General features: G+C 62.1%; 18 protein-coding genes. 11 read left to right on the forward strand and 7 right to left on the reverse strand.

The features are described 5' to 3' along the window. The first annotated feature begins 167 nt into the window (after positions 1-167). The 3 genes from V1278_RS16280 to V1278_RS16290 are packed head-to-tail and all read left to right on the forward strand — an operon-like array spanning position 168 to position 5,789. Entirely contained in the window at positions 168-1,979 is a 1,812-nt protein-coding gene (locus V1278_RS16280) for a flagellar hook-basal body complex protein (protein ID WP_334381528.1), read from the forward strand. Positions 1,980-2,023: 44 nt separating this feature from the next. Next, complete coding sequence (gene flgK, locus V1278_RS16285; protein ID WP_334363746.1) at positions 2,024-3,904, forward strand: flagellar hook-associated protein FlgK; 1,881 nt, start codon at positions 2,024-2,026, stop codon at positions 3,902-3,904. Between the two features lie 7 nt (positions 3,905-3,911). Beyond that, a complete protein-coding gene (locus V1278_RS16290; protein ID WP_334363744.1) occupies positions 3,912-5,789 on the forward strand; it encodes a flagellar protein in 1,878 nt (625 codons plus the stop codon). A gap of 72 nt (positions 5,790-5,861) precedes the next feature. Here the strand turns inward: V1278_RS16290 and flbT are convergent, their stop codons facing one another. After that, a complete protein-coding gene (gene flbT / locus V1278_RS16295; protein WP_334381529.1) occupies positions 5,862-6,290 on the reverse strand; it encodes a flagellar biosynthesis repressor FlbT in 429 nt (142 codons plus the stop codon). Positions 6,291-6,409: 119 nt separating this feature from the next. On the opposite strand from flbT, the gene V1278_RS16300 reads away from it, so the two are divergent. The 3 genes from V1278_RS16300 (at position 6,410) to V1278_RS16310 (ending at position 7,614) form a co-directional block, all read left to right on the forward strand. Next, the gene (locus V1278_RS16300; RefSeq protein ID WP_334381530.1) at positions 6,410-6,715 is read left to right on the forward strand and encodes a hypothetical protein; all 306 of its coding nucleotides are present in this window, start codon (positions 6,410-6,412) and stop codon (positions 6,713-6,715) included. 150 nt (positions 6,716-6,865) lie between these two features. Further along, positions 6,866-7,231, forward strand: coding sequence for a flagellar biosynthesis regulator FlaF (flaF, locus tag V1278_RS16305; protein ID WP_057843972.1), 366 nt, complete (start codon positions 6,866-6,868; stop codon positions 7,229-7,231). 17 nt (positions 7,232-7,248) lie between these two features. Beyond that, a complete protein-coding gene (locus V1278_RS16310) occupies positions 7,249-7,614 on the forward strand; it encodes a hypothetical protein (protein WP_334363741.1) in 366 nt (121 codons plus the stop codon). Positions 7,615-7,624: 10 nt separating this feature from the next. Here V1278_RS16310 and V1278_RS16315 read toward each other — a convergent pair whose 3' ends face one another. From V1278_RS16315 to V1278_RS16330, 4 genes are all read right to left on the reverse strand, one after another. Next, positions 7,625-8,005: a hypothetical protein gene (locus V1278_RS16315; protein ID WP_334381531.1), complete on the reverse strand. Its 381-nt coding sequence runs from the start codon at positions 8,003-8,005 to the stop codon at positions 7,625-7,627. Between the two features lie 158 nt (positions 8,006-8,163). Continuing rightward, on the reverse strand, positions 8,164-8,661 hold the full coding sequence (locus tag V1278_RS16320) for a hypothetical protein (protein WP_334381532.1): 498 nt from the start codon (positions 8,659-8,661) through the stop codon (positions 8,164-8,166). 19 nt (positions 8,662-8,680) lie between these two features. After that, positions 8,681-9,019 (reverse strand): flagellar assembly peptidoglycan hydrolase FlgJ, encoded by a 339-nt coding sequence (flgJ, locus tag V1278_RS16325; protein ID WP_334381533.1) that lies wholly within the window; start codon positions 9,017-9,019, stop codon positions 8,681-8,683. After that, entirely contained in the window at positions 9,019-10,143 is a 1,125-nt protein-coding gene (locus V1278_RS16330) for a flagellar basal body P-ring protein FlgI (protein ID WP_334381534.1), read from the reverse strand. The genes flgJ and V1278_RS16330 overlap by 1 nt, the downstream gene beginning before the upstream one ends. 266 nt (positions 10,144-10,409) lie before the next feature. Here V1278_RS16330 and V1278_RS16335 point away from each other — a divergent pair, with 266 nt between their 5' ends. Beyond that, complete coding sequence (locus V1278_RS16335; RefSeq protein ID WP_028348621.1) at positions 10,410-10,823, forward strand: flagellar assembly protein FliX; 414 nt, start codon at positions 10,410-10,412, stop codon at positions 10,821-10,823. A gap of 190 nt (positions 10,824-11,013) precedes the next feature. On the opposite strand, the gene V1278_RS16340 is transcribed toward V1278_RS16335, so the two are convergent. After that, complete coding sequence (locus V1278_RS16340) at positions 11,014-11,400, reverse strand: winged helix-turn-helix transcriptional regulator (RefSeq protein ID WP_334381535.1); 387 nt, start codon at positions 11,398-11,400, stop codon at positions 11,014-11,016. Between the two features lie 114 nt (positions 11,401-11,514). Here V1278_RS16340 and V1278_RS16345 point away from each other — a divergent pair, with 114 nt between their 5' ends. The 4 genes from V1278_RS16345 (at position 11,515) to V1278_RS16360 (ending at position 14,489) form a co-directional block, all read left to right on the forward strand. Next, positions 11,515-12,126: an NAD(P)-dependent oxidoreductase gene (locus tag V1278_RS16345; RefSeq protein ID WP_334381536.1), complete on the forward strand. Its 612-nt coding sequence runs from the start codon at positions 11,515-11,517 to the stop codon at positions 12,124-12,126. Positions 12,127-12,325: 199 nt separating this feature from the next. Next, positions 12,326-12,691: an RNA polymerase-binding protein DksA gene (gene dksA / locus V1278_RS16350; protein ID WP_141686941.1), complete on the forward strand. Its 366-nt coding sequence runs from the start codon at positions 12,326-12,328 to the stop codon at positions 12,689-12,691. Positions 12,692-12,759: 68 nt separating this feature from the next. Then, positions 12,760-13,545: a 2-keto-4-pentenoate hydratase gene (locus V1278_RS16355; protein ID WP_334381537.1), complete on the forward strand. Its 786-nt coding sequence runs from the start codon at positions 12,760-12,762 to the stop codon at positions 13,543-13,545. Positions 13,546-13,676: 131 nt separating this feature from the next. Next, on the forward strand, positions 13,677-14,489 hold the full coding sequence (locus tag V1278_RS16360) for a hypothetical protein (protein ID WP_334363731.1): 813 nt from the start codon (positions 13,677-13,679) through the stop codon (positions 14,487-14,489). Positions 14,490-14,493: 4 nt separating this feature from the next. Here the strand turns inward: V1278_RS16360 and V1278_RS16365 are convergent, their stop codons facing one another. After that, entirely contained in the window at positions 14,494-14,922 is a 429-nt protein-coding gene (locus V1278_RS16365; RefSeq protein ID WP_334381538.1) for a ClpXP protease specificity-enhancing factor SspB, read from the reverse strand. Positions 14,923-15,105 lie beyond the last annotated feature (183 nt).

The following is a 15,105-nucleotide window of genomic DNA, read 5'->3' on the forward strand; positions in this document are numbered from 1 at the left end:
TGCCCGCCCGGCAAATGTGCCCCGGTCTTTGGACCGGGGCTTTTTTCTTAAGACGTTGATTTATATTGGTTTTGTTGTTTGGCACAACGCTTGCGACATCTTCTCCCGACGCGGCCTGGGTTTACGTGGACCGGCGAGCCGCCCGGATCGAATTTGGAGAAAATGTCATGGGTATCTTCGGCGCTCTCACCACCGCGGTCGGCGGCCTCCGCGCCAACTCCTACGCATTGGAAAACGTCTCGGGCAATATCGCCAACTCGCAGACCACGGCGTTCAAGCGCGTCGACACCTCCTTTCTCGATCTGATTCCGCAGACCTCAGCGACCGCGCAACTCGCGGGCGGCGTGACCACGCAATCTCGCTCCACCAACTCGGTGCAGGGCGACGTGCAGACGGCCTCGGTGGCGACCTTCATGGCGATCAACGGCAACGGGTTTTTTGCGGTACAAAAGCCTGGCAACTTCACCGACGGCACACCGGTGTTCGACGGCGTCGACCGCTATACCCGCCGCGGCGACTTTCAGCTCGACAAGAGCGGCTATCTCGTCAACGGCGCTGGCTATTACCTGCAGGGTGTGCCGATCGACCCGACCACCGGCAACCCGTCCGGCAGTTCGCCGCAGGTCCTCAGATTCCAGAACGACTTTTTGCCGGCGCAGCAAACCACCAGGATCGACTATCGCGCCAACCTCGCCAGCTATCCGCTGACGACCAAGCACGACGTTTCCGTTCCCGGATCGGAATTGATCGTTCCCGGATCATACAGTACCGGACATAATCCGCTGGCGCTCGGCACGCCTATGGCGCCCTATACCGACGCCTCCAGGAGCGGCACCACCCAGAACAACAAAGCGACGCCGTCGGTTGCGAACACAGCCGCGACCCTGCTCAGCGGCGCGGCCGGCACCAACTCGATCTCCACCAATTTTGTCGCGGGCGACACCATTACGGTCAACGGCCAAACCCTCACCTTCATGGCGTCGGGCACCGCCGTCGGCCCCAACCAGATCAACGTCGACGACAGCATCGGCACCTTGCTGGGCAAGATCGACGTGCTCCAGGGAACGTCAGTCGCATCCACAATCAGCGGCGGCTCGATCACGCTGCATTCCGGCACCTCCGACAACCTCACGATCTCAAGTTCGAACACAGCAGCTTGGGCTGCCCTCGGCTTTACCGGCACCGTGACGGCGACGCGCGGCGGCGGCGGCGGCGTCGGCACCGGTCAGGTCGTCGGCAACGACAATTCGACGTTCCTCGCCGAGTCGATCGCGGGTGGTGCGGTTACGACCTACGACGTATCGGGCGCTCCGGTGAACCTGCAGTTCCGTTGGGCCAAGGTCGACAGCGCCTCGCTCGGTGCGGGCCATACCGACACCTGGAACCTGTTCTACCAGGTCAATCCCAACGCAACCGGCACCCAGGTCTCATGGCAGAACGTCAACACCAATTTCACCTTCTCTGCCTCAGGCCAGATGACGCCGGCGATCCCTTCGATCGAGCTCACCAATGCCGTCGTCAACGGCGTCGCGCTGGGCAGTCCCGTCATCAACTTCGGTACCGGCGGCGTCACCCAATTCGCGGATGCCAATGGCAACGTCCAGGTCAACCAGATCCAGCAGGACGGCTTCCCGGCCGGCCAGTTGCAGTCCGTCGGCGTCGGCACCAACGGCCGAATCGTTGGCAACTATTCCAACGGCCGCAACCTCGACCTCGCTGAAATTTCGGTCGCGACCTTCAACGGCACCAATTTCCTCAAGCGCGTTAACGGCGGCGCATTCGAAGTCACCGACGCATCCGGACAGGCGCTGTTCGGCAAGGCCGGAACCATCGTCGGCTCCTCGCTGGAAGGATCCAACACGGACATCGCCGACGAGTTTACCAAGCTGATCGTCACTCAGCAGGCGTACTCGGCCAACACCAAGGTGATCACGACTTCCAACACGATGGTGCAGGATCTCCTGAACGTGCTGCGATAGTTCGACGCGCCATTCGCGACGCGATTTGAGATGGGCAATTAGTCATGGGTTTGAGTCAAGCTCTCTCCACCGCAATGTCCGGCCTGCGCGCGACGCAAGCTGCGATCTCGCTGGTCGGATCGAACGTCGCCAACGCGGAAACGCCCGGTTACGTCAGGAAATCGATCATCCAGTCCGCCGGCGTGACCGGCGATTACGGCTCGAGCGTTCTGCTCCACGGCGTCGACCGGCAGCTCGATCAGTACTTGCAGACGCAACTGCGCACGGAAACCTCCGGTGCAGCCTACGCCGATATCCGCTCGACCTACCTCCAAAATTTGCAGAACGTCTACGGAAATCCGGCTGAAACCGGTACCATCGAGGACGCGTTCAACAAGCTGTTGACCGCATTTCAGGGCCTGTCCACCAGCCCGGACTCGCAGTCGGCGCGGATCGGCGCCGTCAGCGCCGCGCAGACGATGGCGCAAACGCTCAATGCGGCGACGCAGGGGATCCAGGCTCTGCGCGCCAACGCCGAGATGGGCATCAACGATTCCATCATTACGGCGAACAACGCGATGGCCCAGATCGCGTTCATCAACAATCAGCTCCAGAACAACGGCAAGACGGACGCTGCGACGGCATCGCTGCTGGATCAGCGCGATCAATACATCACCCAGTTGTCGAGCCTGATGGACATCAGAACGGTCGTCAACGACCTCAACCAGGTGACGGTGTTCACGAATTCCGGCGTGCAACTGGTCGGCACCGAGGCGGCGCAGCTTTCGTTCAATCCCCAGGGCACGGTGACGCCCAACACGCTGTACAATCCCGACCCGACCAAGAACAACGTCGGCACCATCACCATCAACTTCCCGCACGGCGGCAGCTACGATCTGGTGTCGACCAACTCGATTCGTTCGGGCAAGATCGCTGCCTATCTCGAGCTGCGCGACAACACGCTGGTGAAGGCGCAGGCGCAGATCGACCAGTTCGCGGCGGCGATGTCGAGCGCGCTGTCGGACAAGACGACCGCAGGCACTGCCGCTCCCGCGTCCGTCCTGCCGCAGGCCGGCTATGATCTCGATCTCACGGGATTGCAGTCAGGCAACGTCGTTCACGTCACCTACAAGGACAACACCACCGGCATCACGCATAATCTCTCGATCGTGCGTGTCGACGATCCGAGCGTGCTGCCGCTGAGCAATACCACAACGCTCGATCCGAACGACGAGGTGCTTGGCATCGATTTTTCCGGCGGTATGGCGTCGGTCGTCTCCCAGCTCAACGCCGCGCTCGGGGCGAGCGATCTGCAGTTCTCAAATCCGTCGGGCTCGACCCTGCGCGTGCTGGACGACGGCGCGCCAAACCGTTCGGACGTGCTGGCGGCATCGGTCACCACGACAATGTCGTCGCTCACCAGCGGCAACCCACAGCTTCCGCTGTTCACGGATAATGGCGGCCTCTTTTCCGGGGCGATCACCGCCAACGGGTCGCAGCAGACGGGTCTCGCCGGCCGCATCAGCGTCAATCTCGGGCTGCTCGGCGATCCCTCGCGTGCCATTGTGTTTTCCACGAGCCCGCTGACGCCTTCGGGCGACACCACGCGATCCGACTTCATTCTCACGCAACTGCAGTCGGGGAATTATCGCTATTCCCCGCAGACCGGTATCGGAACTACCGGCGCTCCGTTCACCGGCACGCTGACAAATTTCGCCAAGCAGTTCATCAGCCAGCAGGGCGAAGCCGCGACCGCGGCCAAGCAACTCGCCGACGGTCAGTCTGTGGTGCTGAACACCCTGCAGAAGAAGGTGACGGATGCCTCCGGCGTCAATATCGACGACGAGATGGCGCATCTGCTTGCGCTGCAGAATGCCTATTCCGCCAACGCGCGCGTGATGTCGTCCATCAAGCAGATGTACGACACGCTGATCCAGGCCATGTGAGGGTATCATGTCGATCGATGGCGTTAACGGCAGGACATCCTATATTGGGACCTCGATCCTCAACATCCGCAAGCAGCTCGATGATCTTACGCAGCAGCTCGCCAGCGGCCGGGTCTCGACGACCTACGCCGGGCAGGGGGCCAATCGAGGCTTCGCGCTCAGCCTGCGCGCGCAGGTCAGCAGCATCGACGCGTTCAAGGACACCGCAACCAACGTCAATACAAGGCTCAACGTCGTTAACCTGGCGCTGCAGGGCCTGGTCGACATCGGCACGTCGGTGAAGAGCGCTGCCAGCACATCGACCATCGTGCTCAACGACAACGGTCAGACTTCCGGCCAGATCACGGCGCAGGCCGCGTTCTCGAATGCGGTGTCGCTGCTCAACAGCCAGTCAGGCGACCGCTATCTGTTTTCCGGCCGCACCACCGACACATCAGCGACGGTGCCGGCCGACGTCATGCTCGACGGCGTGGGCACGCAGGCCGGCCTGAAGCAACTGATCAACGAGCGCCGTCAGGCCGATCAGGGCGTCGGCAACATGGCGCATCTGACTGTCTCGTCGCCGCCATTGACGACCACCGTGACCAGCCTCGCCGAGGACGGTTCATCGTTCGGGTTGAAGCTCGGTGCGATCAGCTCATCACTGACCGGGGCGACCGTGACCCAGCCGACCGGCGCGCCGCCGGCCGCCACCGTCGATCTCGGCGCCGTCAATCCGAACAATGGCGACAAGATCACGTTCAACTTCAACCTGCCCGACGGCACCACGGAGTCGATCGCGCTGACCGCGACGACCACCAATCCGCCGCCTGCCGGCTCGTTTCTGATTGGCGTCGATACGGTTGCAACCACCGCGAACATGCAGGCGGCGCTGACTTCTTCGATCCAGACACTGGGCGACACGGCGTTGGTTGCCGCGTCCGCCATCGCGGCGTCGGACAATTTCTTCAATCCGTCCGCAACCGTCACCGGGAGTGCGGTCAACAACCAGGCCGCGGTGCCGGCGCCGATCACCGGTGCCACGCTGCTGTCCGGCCTGGCGGGGACGGACTCGCTGGCTGCGAGCTTTGCGGCCGGCGACACCATCACGGTCAACGGCACGCCGATCACCTTCGTCGCATCGGGAGCGACCGGCAACCAGCTCAACATCACCGACAGCGTTCAGGCCTTGCTGGCCAAGATCGATTCGATCACCGGCACCGGTACCCCGTCGACCGTCACTGGTGGCGTGATTGCGCTGCATGGTGGTGACGGCGCGAGCCTGACGATTTCCAGTTCGAACGCGGCCGCCTTCGCGGCGCTGGGCTTCAGCGCCACGGCGAGCGCAAATCCGGCGCCGCTGCGTGTGAACGGTCCGCCGTTTGCCACCGCCACCAATCTGATCGGCGGCACAACCGCCAACACGGTCTCGTGGTACACCGGCGAAGTCGGCACCGATCCGCCGCGCGGCACGGCGATCGCGCGCATCGACCAGTCCATCACGGTGCAATACGGCGCGCGCGCCAACGAGCAGGCGCTGCGCTACGAGTTGCAGAACATCGCGGTGTATGCAGCGGTCACGACCAATGCCGCCAACCCAAATTCGAAGGCGCAGGTGAACGCGCTGCAACAGCGGATTTCGGCAAACCTGGCGCCGCAGACCGGCCAACAGTCGATTCAGGATATGCAGGCGGAGTTCGCCGGCGCGCAGAACGCCATCAAGGCTTCGACCGACCGCCAGACCCAGCTCAAGGGGATGGCGCAGACCATGCTCGACCAGATCGAGGGCATCAACCAGGACGAAGTGGCGACCAAGATCCTGGCGCTGCAGACTAGTCTGCAGGCCTCGTATCAAACGACATCGATGCTGTACCAGACCACGCTGACCAAGTTCCTGCCGATCTGAAGAAAACTTGTTCGCTTCAAAAGCAAAAGGCCTCCTTCGCGGAGGCCTTTGTACTTTTGAGCGATGCGATGGCTACGCGGATTTGCGATCCGGCTCATTGAGCGATTGCATTTTCCGGGCACTTTCCAGTATCTGCTCTTCATGGCCGATCAATTTCTTCGCTTCCTTCAGCGCGTGGTAAAGATCGCCGTTCAGAGTGCAGTTGTTGATACCCTCGATGAAGGGCCATGCGCTCGGCATTGTCGTGAGGATGTCGCGTACCAGGCTGAAATAGGTTGGATGGTGCGCCATCGGATCCGGTGACAGGTACATGAGCTGTACCGCGAGATAGACCAGCTTGGCCGGCGTGTCGGCGGTCTCTGGTGTGAGGATGTCTTTCTCGCGCAGGATCGGAATCCTGTCGCCGTCGATCAACAGCCTGGCGCGCTGATCGGTATTGGTGATCACGCATGCGCCGATGATGATTCGCTCGTGCGGTTTGAGCTCGACTTTCAAGGCCATGCCTGTTCTCCGTTGACGCTTTCGCGCGTTGTCGATTGCCCGCCGGCAGATTCGCATCCTTCCCGATGATGGTTAACCAATGGTGAACATGCAAATAGTGCCCATTTGGCGGGGCTTTCTTGCCTCTGACCAGTAGGAATACGGAGCAGATTCCAACCCGGCGAATTGATTTCACCGGCGTCAGCTTCAACGCGGCCGGTGTCGGTCTCGCCAACTTCATCGACAACACGGCGACTAACAATGCCGTTGCCAACCCGGCCGGCGCTTCGACGCTGCTTCGCACGCAGGCGTCAGTCTTGGATGCGATCCTGTCGATCGTGCAGATCCGTCACGAAACTTTTCCGCTCGAGAAGAAAAATCCCGGCATGAAGAAAAGCACCGAAGGTGAGAATTTGGGCTCCGATGTTAATTCCATCAGAACCTGACGGCCGGCATGCTGACGAAAATGTGGATTTCTGCCGGGCTACCGACACAATCGGTAACACTTGCTAACCATATTTAAAGGCGCAACCTGTATGAAAGTTGGGCAGTTTTTCTGCAGTCCCGCTGTCAACCGCTCCCATCGAGGTTCGTGAATGTCTAATGCAGCCCAAGCCTACGCGCGTACATCGCAAACGACGACGTCCCCCCGTGAAATTGAAGCGCAGGCACTGCTGAAGGCCGCACGACAACTCCAGGAAGTCCAGTCCAACTGGAATGGCCCTGATAAGGCCATGCACAACGCGTTGCTGTTCAACCGCCGGCTCTGGTCGATCTTCATGAGCGCCGTGGAAGCGAACGAGAACCCTCAACCGATCGAAGTGCGGCAGAACATCGCGAACATCGGCGTCTTCGTGATGAAGCAGACTGTCGACATGCAAATGAACCCGGATCCGGCCAAGTTGAAGTCGCTGATCGACATCAATTGCAATCTCGCCGCCGGCCTCTCCGGCCGCAGCTAACGGCCGAGTATGCCAAGATGGCTGACCTCTGGAGCATCATATCGGCCAACTACAAGACGGTGGGACTGACCGTTCCGTCCAAGACTCCGTACGTGGCGGTCGATCCCAAGCTCTATGAAGGCACCTGGACCGGGAAGTATCCTGACAACAAGACGTTCAAGTTCACGATCTCGAACGTCACCGGCTTTCGCGCCAAGGTGCAGTACCAGAGCGGCGGCACCAATAAATTCCAGGAAGTTCTGATCAAGGACCTTTCGTTCCGGATCGGTGACACCAAGTTTACGCTGACCGCGCTTGGCAAGGCGGAGATCAAGAACGTCGTCACCGATGCGGCGAGCGGCCAGACCTATCTCGACCAGGCCTACGCCGCACGCTCCAGCTGAAGAAGTCGGCTCACGCCTTGCGGTCGGTTGCGAGAAGCCGCGTCGGGGCGTCCTTGGTCAGGTCGAGCGTGTGGAAATAGGCCCGCCGGCGCAGCACGGCTTCCTCGGGAAACTGCTTCACGACCTGGCTCGTCTTGACGTCGACTACCTGATAGACCACGGCGCGCGCATCGCGGTCGATCACGACCTGGTTCGATACCGCTGGATTTGAAATAGAGACGCGGACCGCGGCGGAATCGATGCTGGCGCGCGCGCTTGAGTCGACTGCCGAGACGCTCTGGCTCGCCGGCAGTTCGGTTGCGACCGCATGTTGTGCCGCCTCGCTCACGTGCTGAACGATCGGCGCGGCAACCGGTGCCCCCACCGGTTTGATGTTGAAATCTGTACTCATGGCAGCCTCCAGGCTTGCTGCGAGTCAAATCCAACCCCTCATCGATCGCAATATAGCCGGGCACCTCTCAACACGGTGTTAGGGAATACGCTGAATCCCGCTTTGATGTGGGCGCGCAGATTTAGTGAAAATTGTAGCGGACCGAAGATCGCGATCGCTTATAGCGAACGGCTGACCGAGAGCGGGGTGATGTTGCGCGGTCCCGGCGCGGCCCGTTGTCCCGAAGCCGTATAGGTATTCGGAATGTTCTTGCGCTGGATCTCGGCGTTGACGCCGCGCACGATGCCCTCCGACACCGCGTGCGCGGTCGCAAGCACGGTGAGATTGATCTGCAGCATCGCGCGGAAGGTGTCGTGATGGCGGCGCAGCGTCGTCAGTAATTCCGGCGATACCTGCGCCAGATATTTTTGCGCGTTCTTCAGATTCTCGACCGCGACCATGTAGCGGCGTGACAGCTCGCCCTTCTGCTCTTCCAGCCGTATCGCCTCGCGCACGTTGCCGGCGCGAACCAGTTCGGTTTCGCGCTCGATGATGCCGAGCAGCCCGCTCATCACATCCATCAGTTCTTCCGCGAGCTTGCGCGCCTCGGTTGGCGTGGAGATAGCTCTTGCTGACGCGGGGGCCGGTGCGGGCCTGGCCTGAGGATGCTGATTCATGTCGGGGGTTTCCTTTGGATCAGCCGACGCGGTTGGCTTGCTGGAGGATCAAGGTGCGGAAGACATCGTTGGAGATGCCGATGCCGCCGGACTTGGCGAAGGATTTCGAATACTGGTCCGTCAGCATCGAGCGCCAGACGCCGGTGCCGGTCGTGTCACCGTACGGTCCTTCGCCTTTGACGCCGGTGGTCATCTGCGAAAACATCGAGTTGAGGAACATCGCCTCGAAATCCTCGGCCTTGGCGCGCGTCTTTTTCTGCGCTTCCGGCGAAATCTTGGTCAGGGCGTCGGCAAGCAGCGGGTCCTTGCGGCCGTTGATCAGCGAGGTCTTGTCGTAGGAATTGGCGATGCCGTTCATCACATCACCTCGATGTCGGCCTGGATCGCGCCGGCGGCCTTGATCGCCTGCAGGATGCCGATCAGGTCGCGTGGGCCGATGCCGAGACCATTTAGGCCGTCGACGAGTTGCTGCAGCGAGACGCCGTCCTTCACGACCGCGAATTTCTTGCCGTCCTCGGAGACGCTGACGCCGGTGCGCGGCGTGACGACAGTTCGGCCGCGCGACAGCGGATTGGGCTGGCTGACCTGCGGGCTTTCGGAAATTGTTACGGTAAGATTGCCTTGCGCCACCGCCACGGTGGCGACGCGAACGTCCCGCCCCATCACGATGATGCCGGAACGTTCGTCGATGACGATCTTGGCGGCGAGATCGGGATCGACCTGCAATTGCTCGATCTCGGTAAGAAAGGCGACGACGTTACCCTTGAATTCGGCGGGGATCGCCAACTGCACCGTGGAGGGGTCGATCGGCTCGGCGGTCTTGACGCCGAGGAAGTCGTTGACAGCCGCCGCGATGCGCTTGGCGGTGGTGAAGTCGGCGTTACGCAGCGCGAGCCGCACATTCGGCAGGCGATTGAGCGCGAATTCGATCTCGCGCTCGATGATGGCGCCGTTGGCGATGCGGCCGACGGTGGGCACGCCGCGCACGATCTTGGCGGCTTCGCCTTCGGCCTGGAAACCCGAGATCGCCAGCGAGCCCTGGGCTACCGCATAGACATTGCCGTCGGCGCCGAGCAGGGGGGTGACGAGCAGGGTGCCGCCCTGCAAATTCTTGGCGTCGCCGAGCGCTGAGACCGTGACGTCCATCCGCGTGCCCTGGGTGCCGAAGGCCGGCAGATTGCCGGTGACCATGACGGCGGCGACGTTGCCGGTGCGGATGGTGGCGCCGCGGATGTTGACGCCCATGCGTTCCAGCATCGCCTGCAGCGACTGCTTGGTGAAGGGGATGTTGTTCAGCGTGTCGCCGGTGCCGTTGAGACCGACGACGAGGCCGTAGCCGATCAACTGGTTCTGTCGCACGCCTTCGATATTGGCGAGATCCTTGATCCGCGACGTCGCGCCCGCGGACGAGGGCGTTAGCGCCAGCGCCAACAGCGCGGCGCAGGCCACCCAAATCACTCTTGCCGAACGGATGCCGGGCATCCTGTGCTCCCCTCGAGGTCTTCCGTCGGACCGCAAGCGCCACTCCCATGACGACGGTCCGGCATTAACTATGCGAGCGCCATGCCACACTGCGTTTCCGATGCAATGCATTGATATTGCTAGGTCTTCGTTAGAGGCGCGAGGTCGCGGCGGCTTCACCACAATGGGCGAAACTGCCGCATGTCGGCAGAATTTGCCGGGCCGTTTACGCGTCATTAACCATAAGAAGGCGAAGGTCGCTCCATTCTCAGGGCGAGATCACCACGATGCGCATCTACGGACCGAACGGCACCACGCTTGGATCGCCCGCAAGTCATACGCGGCGAACCAGTTCGACCGGCTTCTCGTTGCCGGAGACGCCGACCACGCCCGAGGAGCCGCGCGCGGCTGTAGCGCCCAAAGCCGCCGGCAACATCGATGCGCTGCTCGCCCTGCAGGGCGTCGAGGATCCGACGGAGCGCCGCAAGCGTTCGGTGGCACGGGGCAGGGGCGCGCTCGACGTGCTCGACGAACTCAAGATCGGCCTGCTCTCCGGCAATCTCGATGCTTCCACGGTGAACCGGCTGCGCGATGCCGCTGCCAATCTGAAGTCGTCCTCCGGCGATCCCGGCCTCGATGCGGTGCTGGCCGAGATTGAGCTGCGTGTTGAAGTCGAACTGGCAAAGGCCGGGCGGTTCTAGCTCCTGATGTCATTGCCCGGCTTGCCGCCTCCGCTAAAGCTTCGGCGCGCCAACACATGAAAGCCTCGGCGAAGCCTTGGCGTAGCAGGGACCGGGCGACCGAGTATTCCAGAGGCGTTCGTGATCGACCGAAAGGCCGCGGCGTACTGGATGCCCCGCTTGAAGCGGGGCATGACGGCGGTGGATTGATTCACGCCGCCATATCCTTGCGCGCCGCGTCGTAGCGGCGCTGCGCGTTCAGCACCTCCTTCAGGTTCTTCTCGGCCCAGTCCCGCAACGGATCGACCGCGTCGGCGAGCGTCGCGCCGAGCGGTGTAATCGAATACTCCACCGTGACCGGCACGGTCGCGATCGCGCGGCGTTTGATCAATCCGTCTCGTTCGAGCGATTTGAGAACCTGACTCAGCATCTTCTGCGAGATGCCTTCAATGGTGCGGCGTAACGCATTGAAGCGCATCGGATCGTGCCGGATGAGAAGCAGGATGAGGACGGCCCATTTGTCGCCGACGCGATCAAGAATCTGCCGCGTCGGGCATTGAGCCGAATAGGCGTTCGGGGTTTTGGCGCTGGCTTTCACGGCGGTTACTCCGGCGTAATCAGGTGACCCAAAAGTGCTCTCTTAACACTTACAGTCATTTCGCTATCTAGTCACCATTGGATACCACATTCGCGTATCGCAAGGGAGACCTCCATGAAAATCGCCGTCATCGGCGCGTCCGGCAATGCCGGTTCGCGCATCACCGCCGAACTCGCCCGCCGCGGCCACACCGTGACCGCCATCGCCCGCCATCCCGAAAAGATCGCCGCCCAGGCCAATGTCACGCCCACCGCAGGCGATGCCATGGACCAGGCGGGACTGGCCCGGCTGCTTGCCGGTCATGATGCCGCGATCAGTTCGATCCACTTTCTCGCCAGCGACCCGGCCAAGCTGATCGGCGCTGCCAAGAATTCGAAGGTTGGCCGCTACCTCGTGGTCGGGGGCGCCGGCAGTCTTGAAGTGGCTCCGGGCGTTCGGCTGGTCACTACCCCGGGTTTTCCCGTGGCATACAAGGCGGAAGCCGAAAAGGGCGCCGCCTTCCTCGATCTGCTCCGGGCCGAAAAGGAACTCAACTGGACCTTCCTGTCGCCCTCGGCCCTGTTCACCGCCGGCGAGCGAACTGGCAAGTTCCGCCTCGGGACCGACCAGCTTTTGACCGCTGCCGACGGCAAAAGTTCGATTTCCTTCGAGGATTTCGCAGTTGCACTCGCCGACGAGATCGAGCGTCCCGCCCATATCCGCCAGCGCTTCACAGTCGGCTACTAGCGCCAGGCGGTCCCGATAACTTTGCCTGTGCAAGGCCTTGGGGGAGGTACCCCCAAGGAGACGGCTCATATTGTCTGTCACAACCCGCCGCTATATAAGGCCCGCGCGGACGGACAATTTTCCGCCCCGCCTTGCACGCGAAGATGGGCTGGCCTTGGAAAAGTTGAAGAATTATCGACCCTCCGAAAAAGAGCCTTTCATGAACGACCGCCAGCGCGAGTATTTTCGCGCCAAGCTGCTGGCGTGGAAGGACGAGATCCTGAGGGAATCGAAGATCACACTGCAGACACTTCAGGAAGAGAACGTCAATCATCCGGATCTCGCTGATCGCGCCTCTTCCGAAACCGATCGCGCCATCGAACTGCGCGCCCGCGACCGCCAGCGCAAATTGATCTCCAAGATCGACGCGGCGCTGCAACGCATCGAGGACAACACCTACGGCTATTGCGAGGAGACCGGCGAACCGATCTCGCTCAAGCGGCTGGAGGCCCGCCCCATTGCAACGCTGTCGGTGGAAGCGCAGGAACGTCACGAGAAGCGCGAGAAGGTTTATCGGGACGAATAGGCAGGGCCTGGCGGCTGACCGCGAGGGGCGGTCAGCGCAACAGGCTGCAACCATGAAAGCCGCCGCTGATGGACAAGATTCTCGCGGCCGCACAGAACATCGCTACCGCCCGCCGCAATTGCGCGCCGCTGGCCGCGCTGCCGCCTGAGCTAGCGCCTGCAGATGAAGCCGAAGGCTATCAGATCCAACGCGCCGTCCACGATCTGCTGCTGCCGCAGACCGGCGCGCTGGTCGGCTACAAGATCGGCTGCACCAGCCCGGTGATGCAGGAATATCTCGACATTCCCCATCCTTGCGGCGGTGGCGTGTTCGCCAAGGGCGTGCATGACTCCGGTGCCAAGCTGCGCTTCGGCGATTATGTCCGCGTCGGCGTCGAATGCGAGATCGCGGTGCGGCTGGCACGTAGTCTCGCTCCGTCAGAAGCCCCGTTCACCGCGGAGTGGGTGATGGAGGCAATCGAGGCGTATCACCCAGCAATCGAGATCGTCGACGACCGGTACGTCAAATGGGAGACGATGGGCGCGCCGACGCTGGTCGCGGACGATTTCTTCGCCGCAGGCTGCGTGCTCGGCAAGGCGGTGGCGCGCACCAAGGCGCCGGACCTGCTCACGGCCAAGGGCCGTGCCCTCGTCAACGGCAAGGAGGTGGGCCGCGGCACCGGCGCCGACGTGCTCGGCCATCCCCACAACGCGCTGGCCTGGCTTGCCAATCATCTCGCCGAAGAGGGCACGGGGCTGCATGCCGGGCAGATCGTTCTCACCGGCAGCCTTTTGAAAACCGTGTGGCTCGACCAGGGCGATGCCGTGAAGATGGAGTTGGAGGGGCTGGGGACGGTAACCGCGACTTTTGCGTAGATCTCGTAGCGTGGGCAAAGGCGCGCTTGCGCCGTGCCCACCTTTTTTGTGTCGGTGGGTACGCGGAGCCTGTCATCGGGCGCGCGTTCGCGCGACCGTTGGCTTTGCCCCCTGCGGTCGGAGTGAGAGTGATGGCTGAGAGCGTTCCGTCGGTTCTCGAATCCGAGGCGAGAGGCGAAATCGCAGACATCTATGCCGACATCCGCAAGGTGCTCGGCACCAGCGTGGTCAACCTGATCTGGCGCAACCTCGCGACCATGCCGGGCGCGCTGGAATGGACGTGGGCGACGGTGCGACCGCTCTATCTCGGCGACGCGCCATTGCATGCCGAAGCTGTCAGGCGAACGATCGCGCTGCCGGATTGGCCCGGCTTCTCCATCGACACCTTGCTCGCCGTAGGCGTGGACGAGACCGAGCGCGCGCTGATTCGTGACGTGCTCGACAGCTATCAGTATACCAATGCGCTCGCGCTCGTCGTGCTCTCGGCGTTGCTGGCGCATTATGAGCCGTGCCCGGCCAATGTCGTGAGCCCCGTCGATACAGCGCCAACGGCGCCTGGCACCAAAATTCCGGAACTGCCGCCGATGGAGGCGCTGGACCCCGAGGTGGCGACGCTGGTCGCCGAACTGAATACGTTCGGCGAGGACACCCAGCCGCAACTGATTGCGAGTATGTACAGGCATCTGGCGTACTGGCCGTCCTATCTAGCGCTGGTGCGAACGATGCTGGCGCCACTGCAGCGGGAAGGGCGACTGAACGCGTTGACGCTTTCGACTCGCGCGCTCGGGCACGCGCATGGTGCCACTCTCGCAAAGCAACTGAAGCCGCCGGCGCCGCCGGACACGCTGAAGGGCGCTATCGCTTCCTGCCGCCTGTTCGTCGAACACCCGATCGCACGGATGACAGGGCTCTGCGCCCTGATCCGGCGCGCGACGCCGGAGTGAGGCATCAGCCGTCGGAGCACTTCAGCTCGGACTTATCCCAGAATGATTTGATTGCATTGAAGGGGACGGTGACCCGTTCACGAGCCCCCCTTAATCGTAGCAGGACATCGAAGCGGTCATCCCTTACGTTCAACTGCTCGAAGTCATTCTGCAGGATGATGGTCATATCGTCGGGATATTTCGTCTTGAGGCCGATCGATAGTTTCACGCCGTCGGCACCGGTGCGAAACGTGAGATTGACCGGCCGCTGCTCCGAGGCGAGGCGGAGCGTTTCGGCAATCTTGGAGCGCGCCGTCGGCTTGCTGCACGGCTCGGCGAATGCAGGCGAGGCCGGAATCAGGATCACGAGGAAGAGAAGCAGCATGGCCCCACAAGAAATGGTCACACCCCGCACTTGCGGGGTAGCCAGTACGCCGCGACCTGTCGTTTCCATCACTGCGGTCTCTGGAATACTCGATCGCCTGCTTCTCGGGCGAATGACAACTGGATGTGTGCTTGCGTCCCCACGGCTTGCCGGGTCATGCTAACGGGTTCCCTCAAAAAAGAAAGAGGGAGCGGGAGCGCCAGATGCCCGCAGCACCCGCCATCCGTGTGTATTGGTAGTAAGCATACGGTA

This window comes from Bradyrhizobium sp. AZCC 1577, from assembly GCF_036924575.1.
Taxonomy (GTDB): Bacteria; Pseudomonadota; Alphaproteobacteria; order Rhizobiales; family Xanthobacteraceae; genus Bradyrhizobium.

Coding starts and splice junctions, on each gene's coding strand:
- V1278_RS16315 (WP_334381531.1), bottom strand. CDS start 8,005: ATGAGTACAGATTTCAACATCAAACCGGTGGGGGCACCGGTTGCCGCG.
- V1278_RS16290 (WP_334363744.1), top strand. CDS start 3,912: ATGTCGATCGATGGCGTTAACGGCAGGACATCCTATATTGGGACCTCG.
- flaF (WP_057843972.1), top strand. CDS start 6,866: ATGTCTAATGCAGCCCAAGCCTACGCGCGTACATCGCAAACGACGACG.
- V1278_RS16335 (WP_028348621.1), top strand. CDS start 10,410: ATGCGCATCTACGGACCGAACGGCACCACGCTTGGATCGCCCGCAAGT.
- V1278_RS16280 (WP_334381528.1), top strand. CDS start 168: ATGGGTATCTTCGGCGCTCTCACCACCGCGGTCGGCGGCCTCCGCGCC.
- V1278_RS16345 (WP_334381536.1), top strand. CDS start 11,515: ATGAAAATCGCCGTCATCGGCGCGTCCGGCAATGCCGGTTCGCGCATC.
- V1278_RS16310 (WP_334363741.1), top strand. CDS start 7,249: ATGGCTGACCTCTGGAGCATCATATCGGCCAACTACAAGACGGTGGGA.
- flgK (WP_334363746.1), top strand. CDS start 2,024: ATGGGTTTGAGTCAAGCTCTCTCCACCGCAATGTCCGGCCTGCGCGCG.
- V1278_RS16320 (WP_334381532.1), bottom strand. CDS start 8,661: ATGAATCAGCATCCTCAGGCCAGGCCCGCACCGGCCCCCGCGTCAGCA.
- V1278_RS16360 (WP_334363731.1), top strand. CDS start 13,677: ATGGCTGAGAGCGTTCCGTCGGTTCTCGAATCCGAGGCGAGAGGCGAA.
- flbT (WP_334381529.1), bottom strand. CDS start 6,290: ATGGCCTTGAAAGTCGAGCTCAAACCGCACGAGCGAATCATCATCGGC.
- flgJ (WP_334381533.1), bottom strand. CDS start 9,019: ATGAACGGCATCGCCAATTCCTACGACAAGACCTCGCTGATCAACGGC.
- V1278_RS16355 (WP_334381537.1), top strand. CDS start 12,760: ATGGACAAGATTCTCGCGGCCGCACAGAACATCGCTACCGCCCGCCGC.
- dksA (WP_141686941.1), top strand. CDS start 12,326: ATGAACGACCGCCAGCGCGAGTATTTTCGCGCCAAGCTGCTGGCGTGG.
- V1278_RS16365 (WP_334381538.1), bottom strand. CDS start 14,922: ATGGAAACGACAGGTCGCGGCGTACTGGCTACCCCGCAAGTGCGGGGT.
- V1278_RS16330 (WP_334381534.1), bottom strand. CDS start 10,143: ATGCCCGGCATCCGTTCGGCAAGAGTGATTTGGGTGGCCTGCGCCGCG.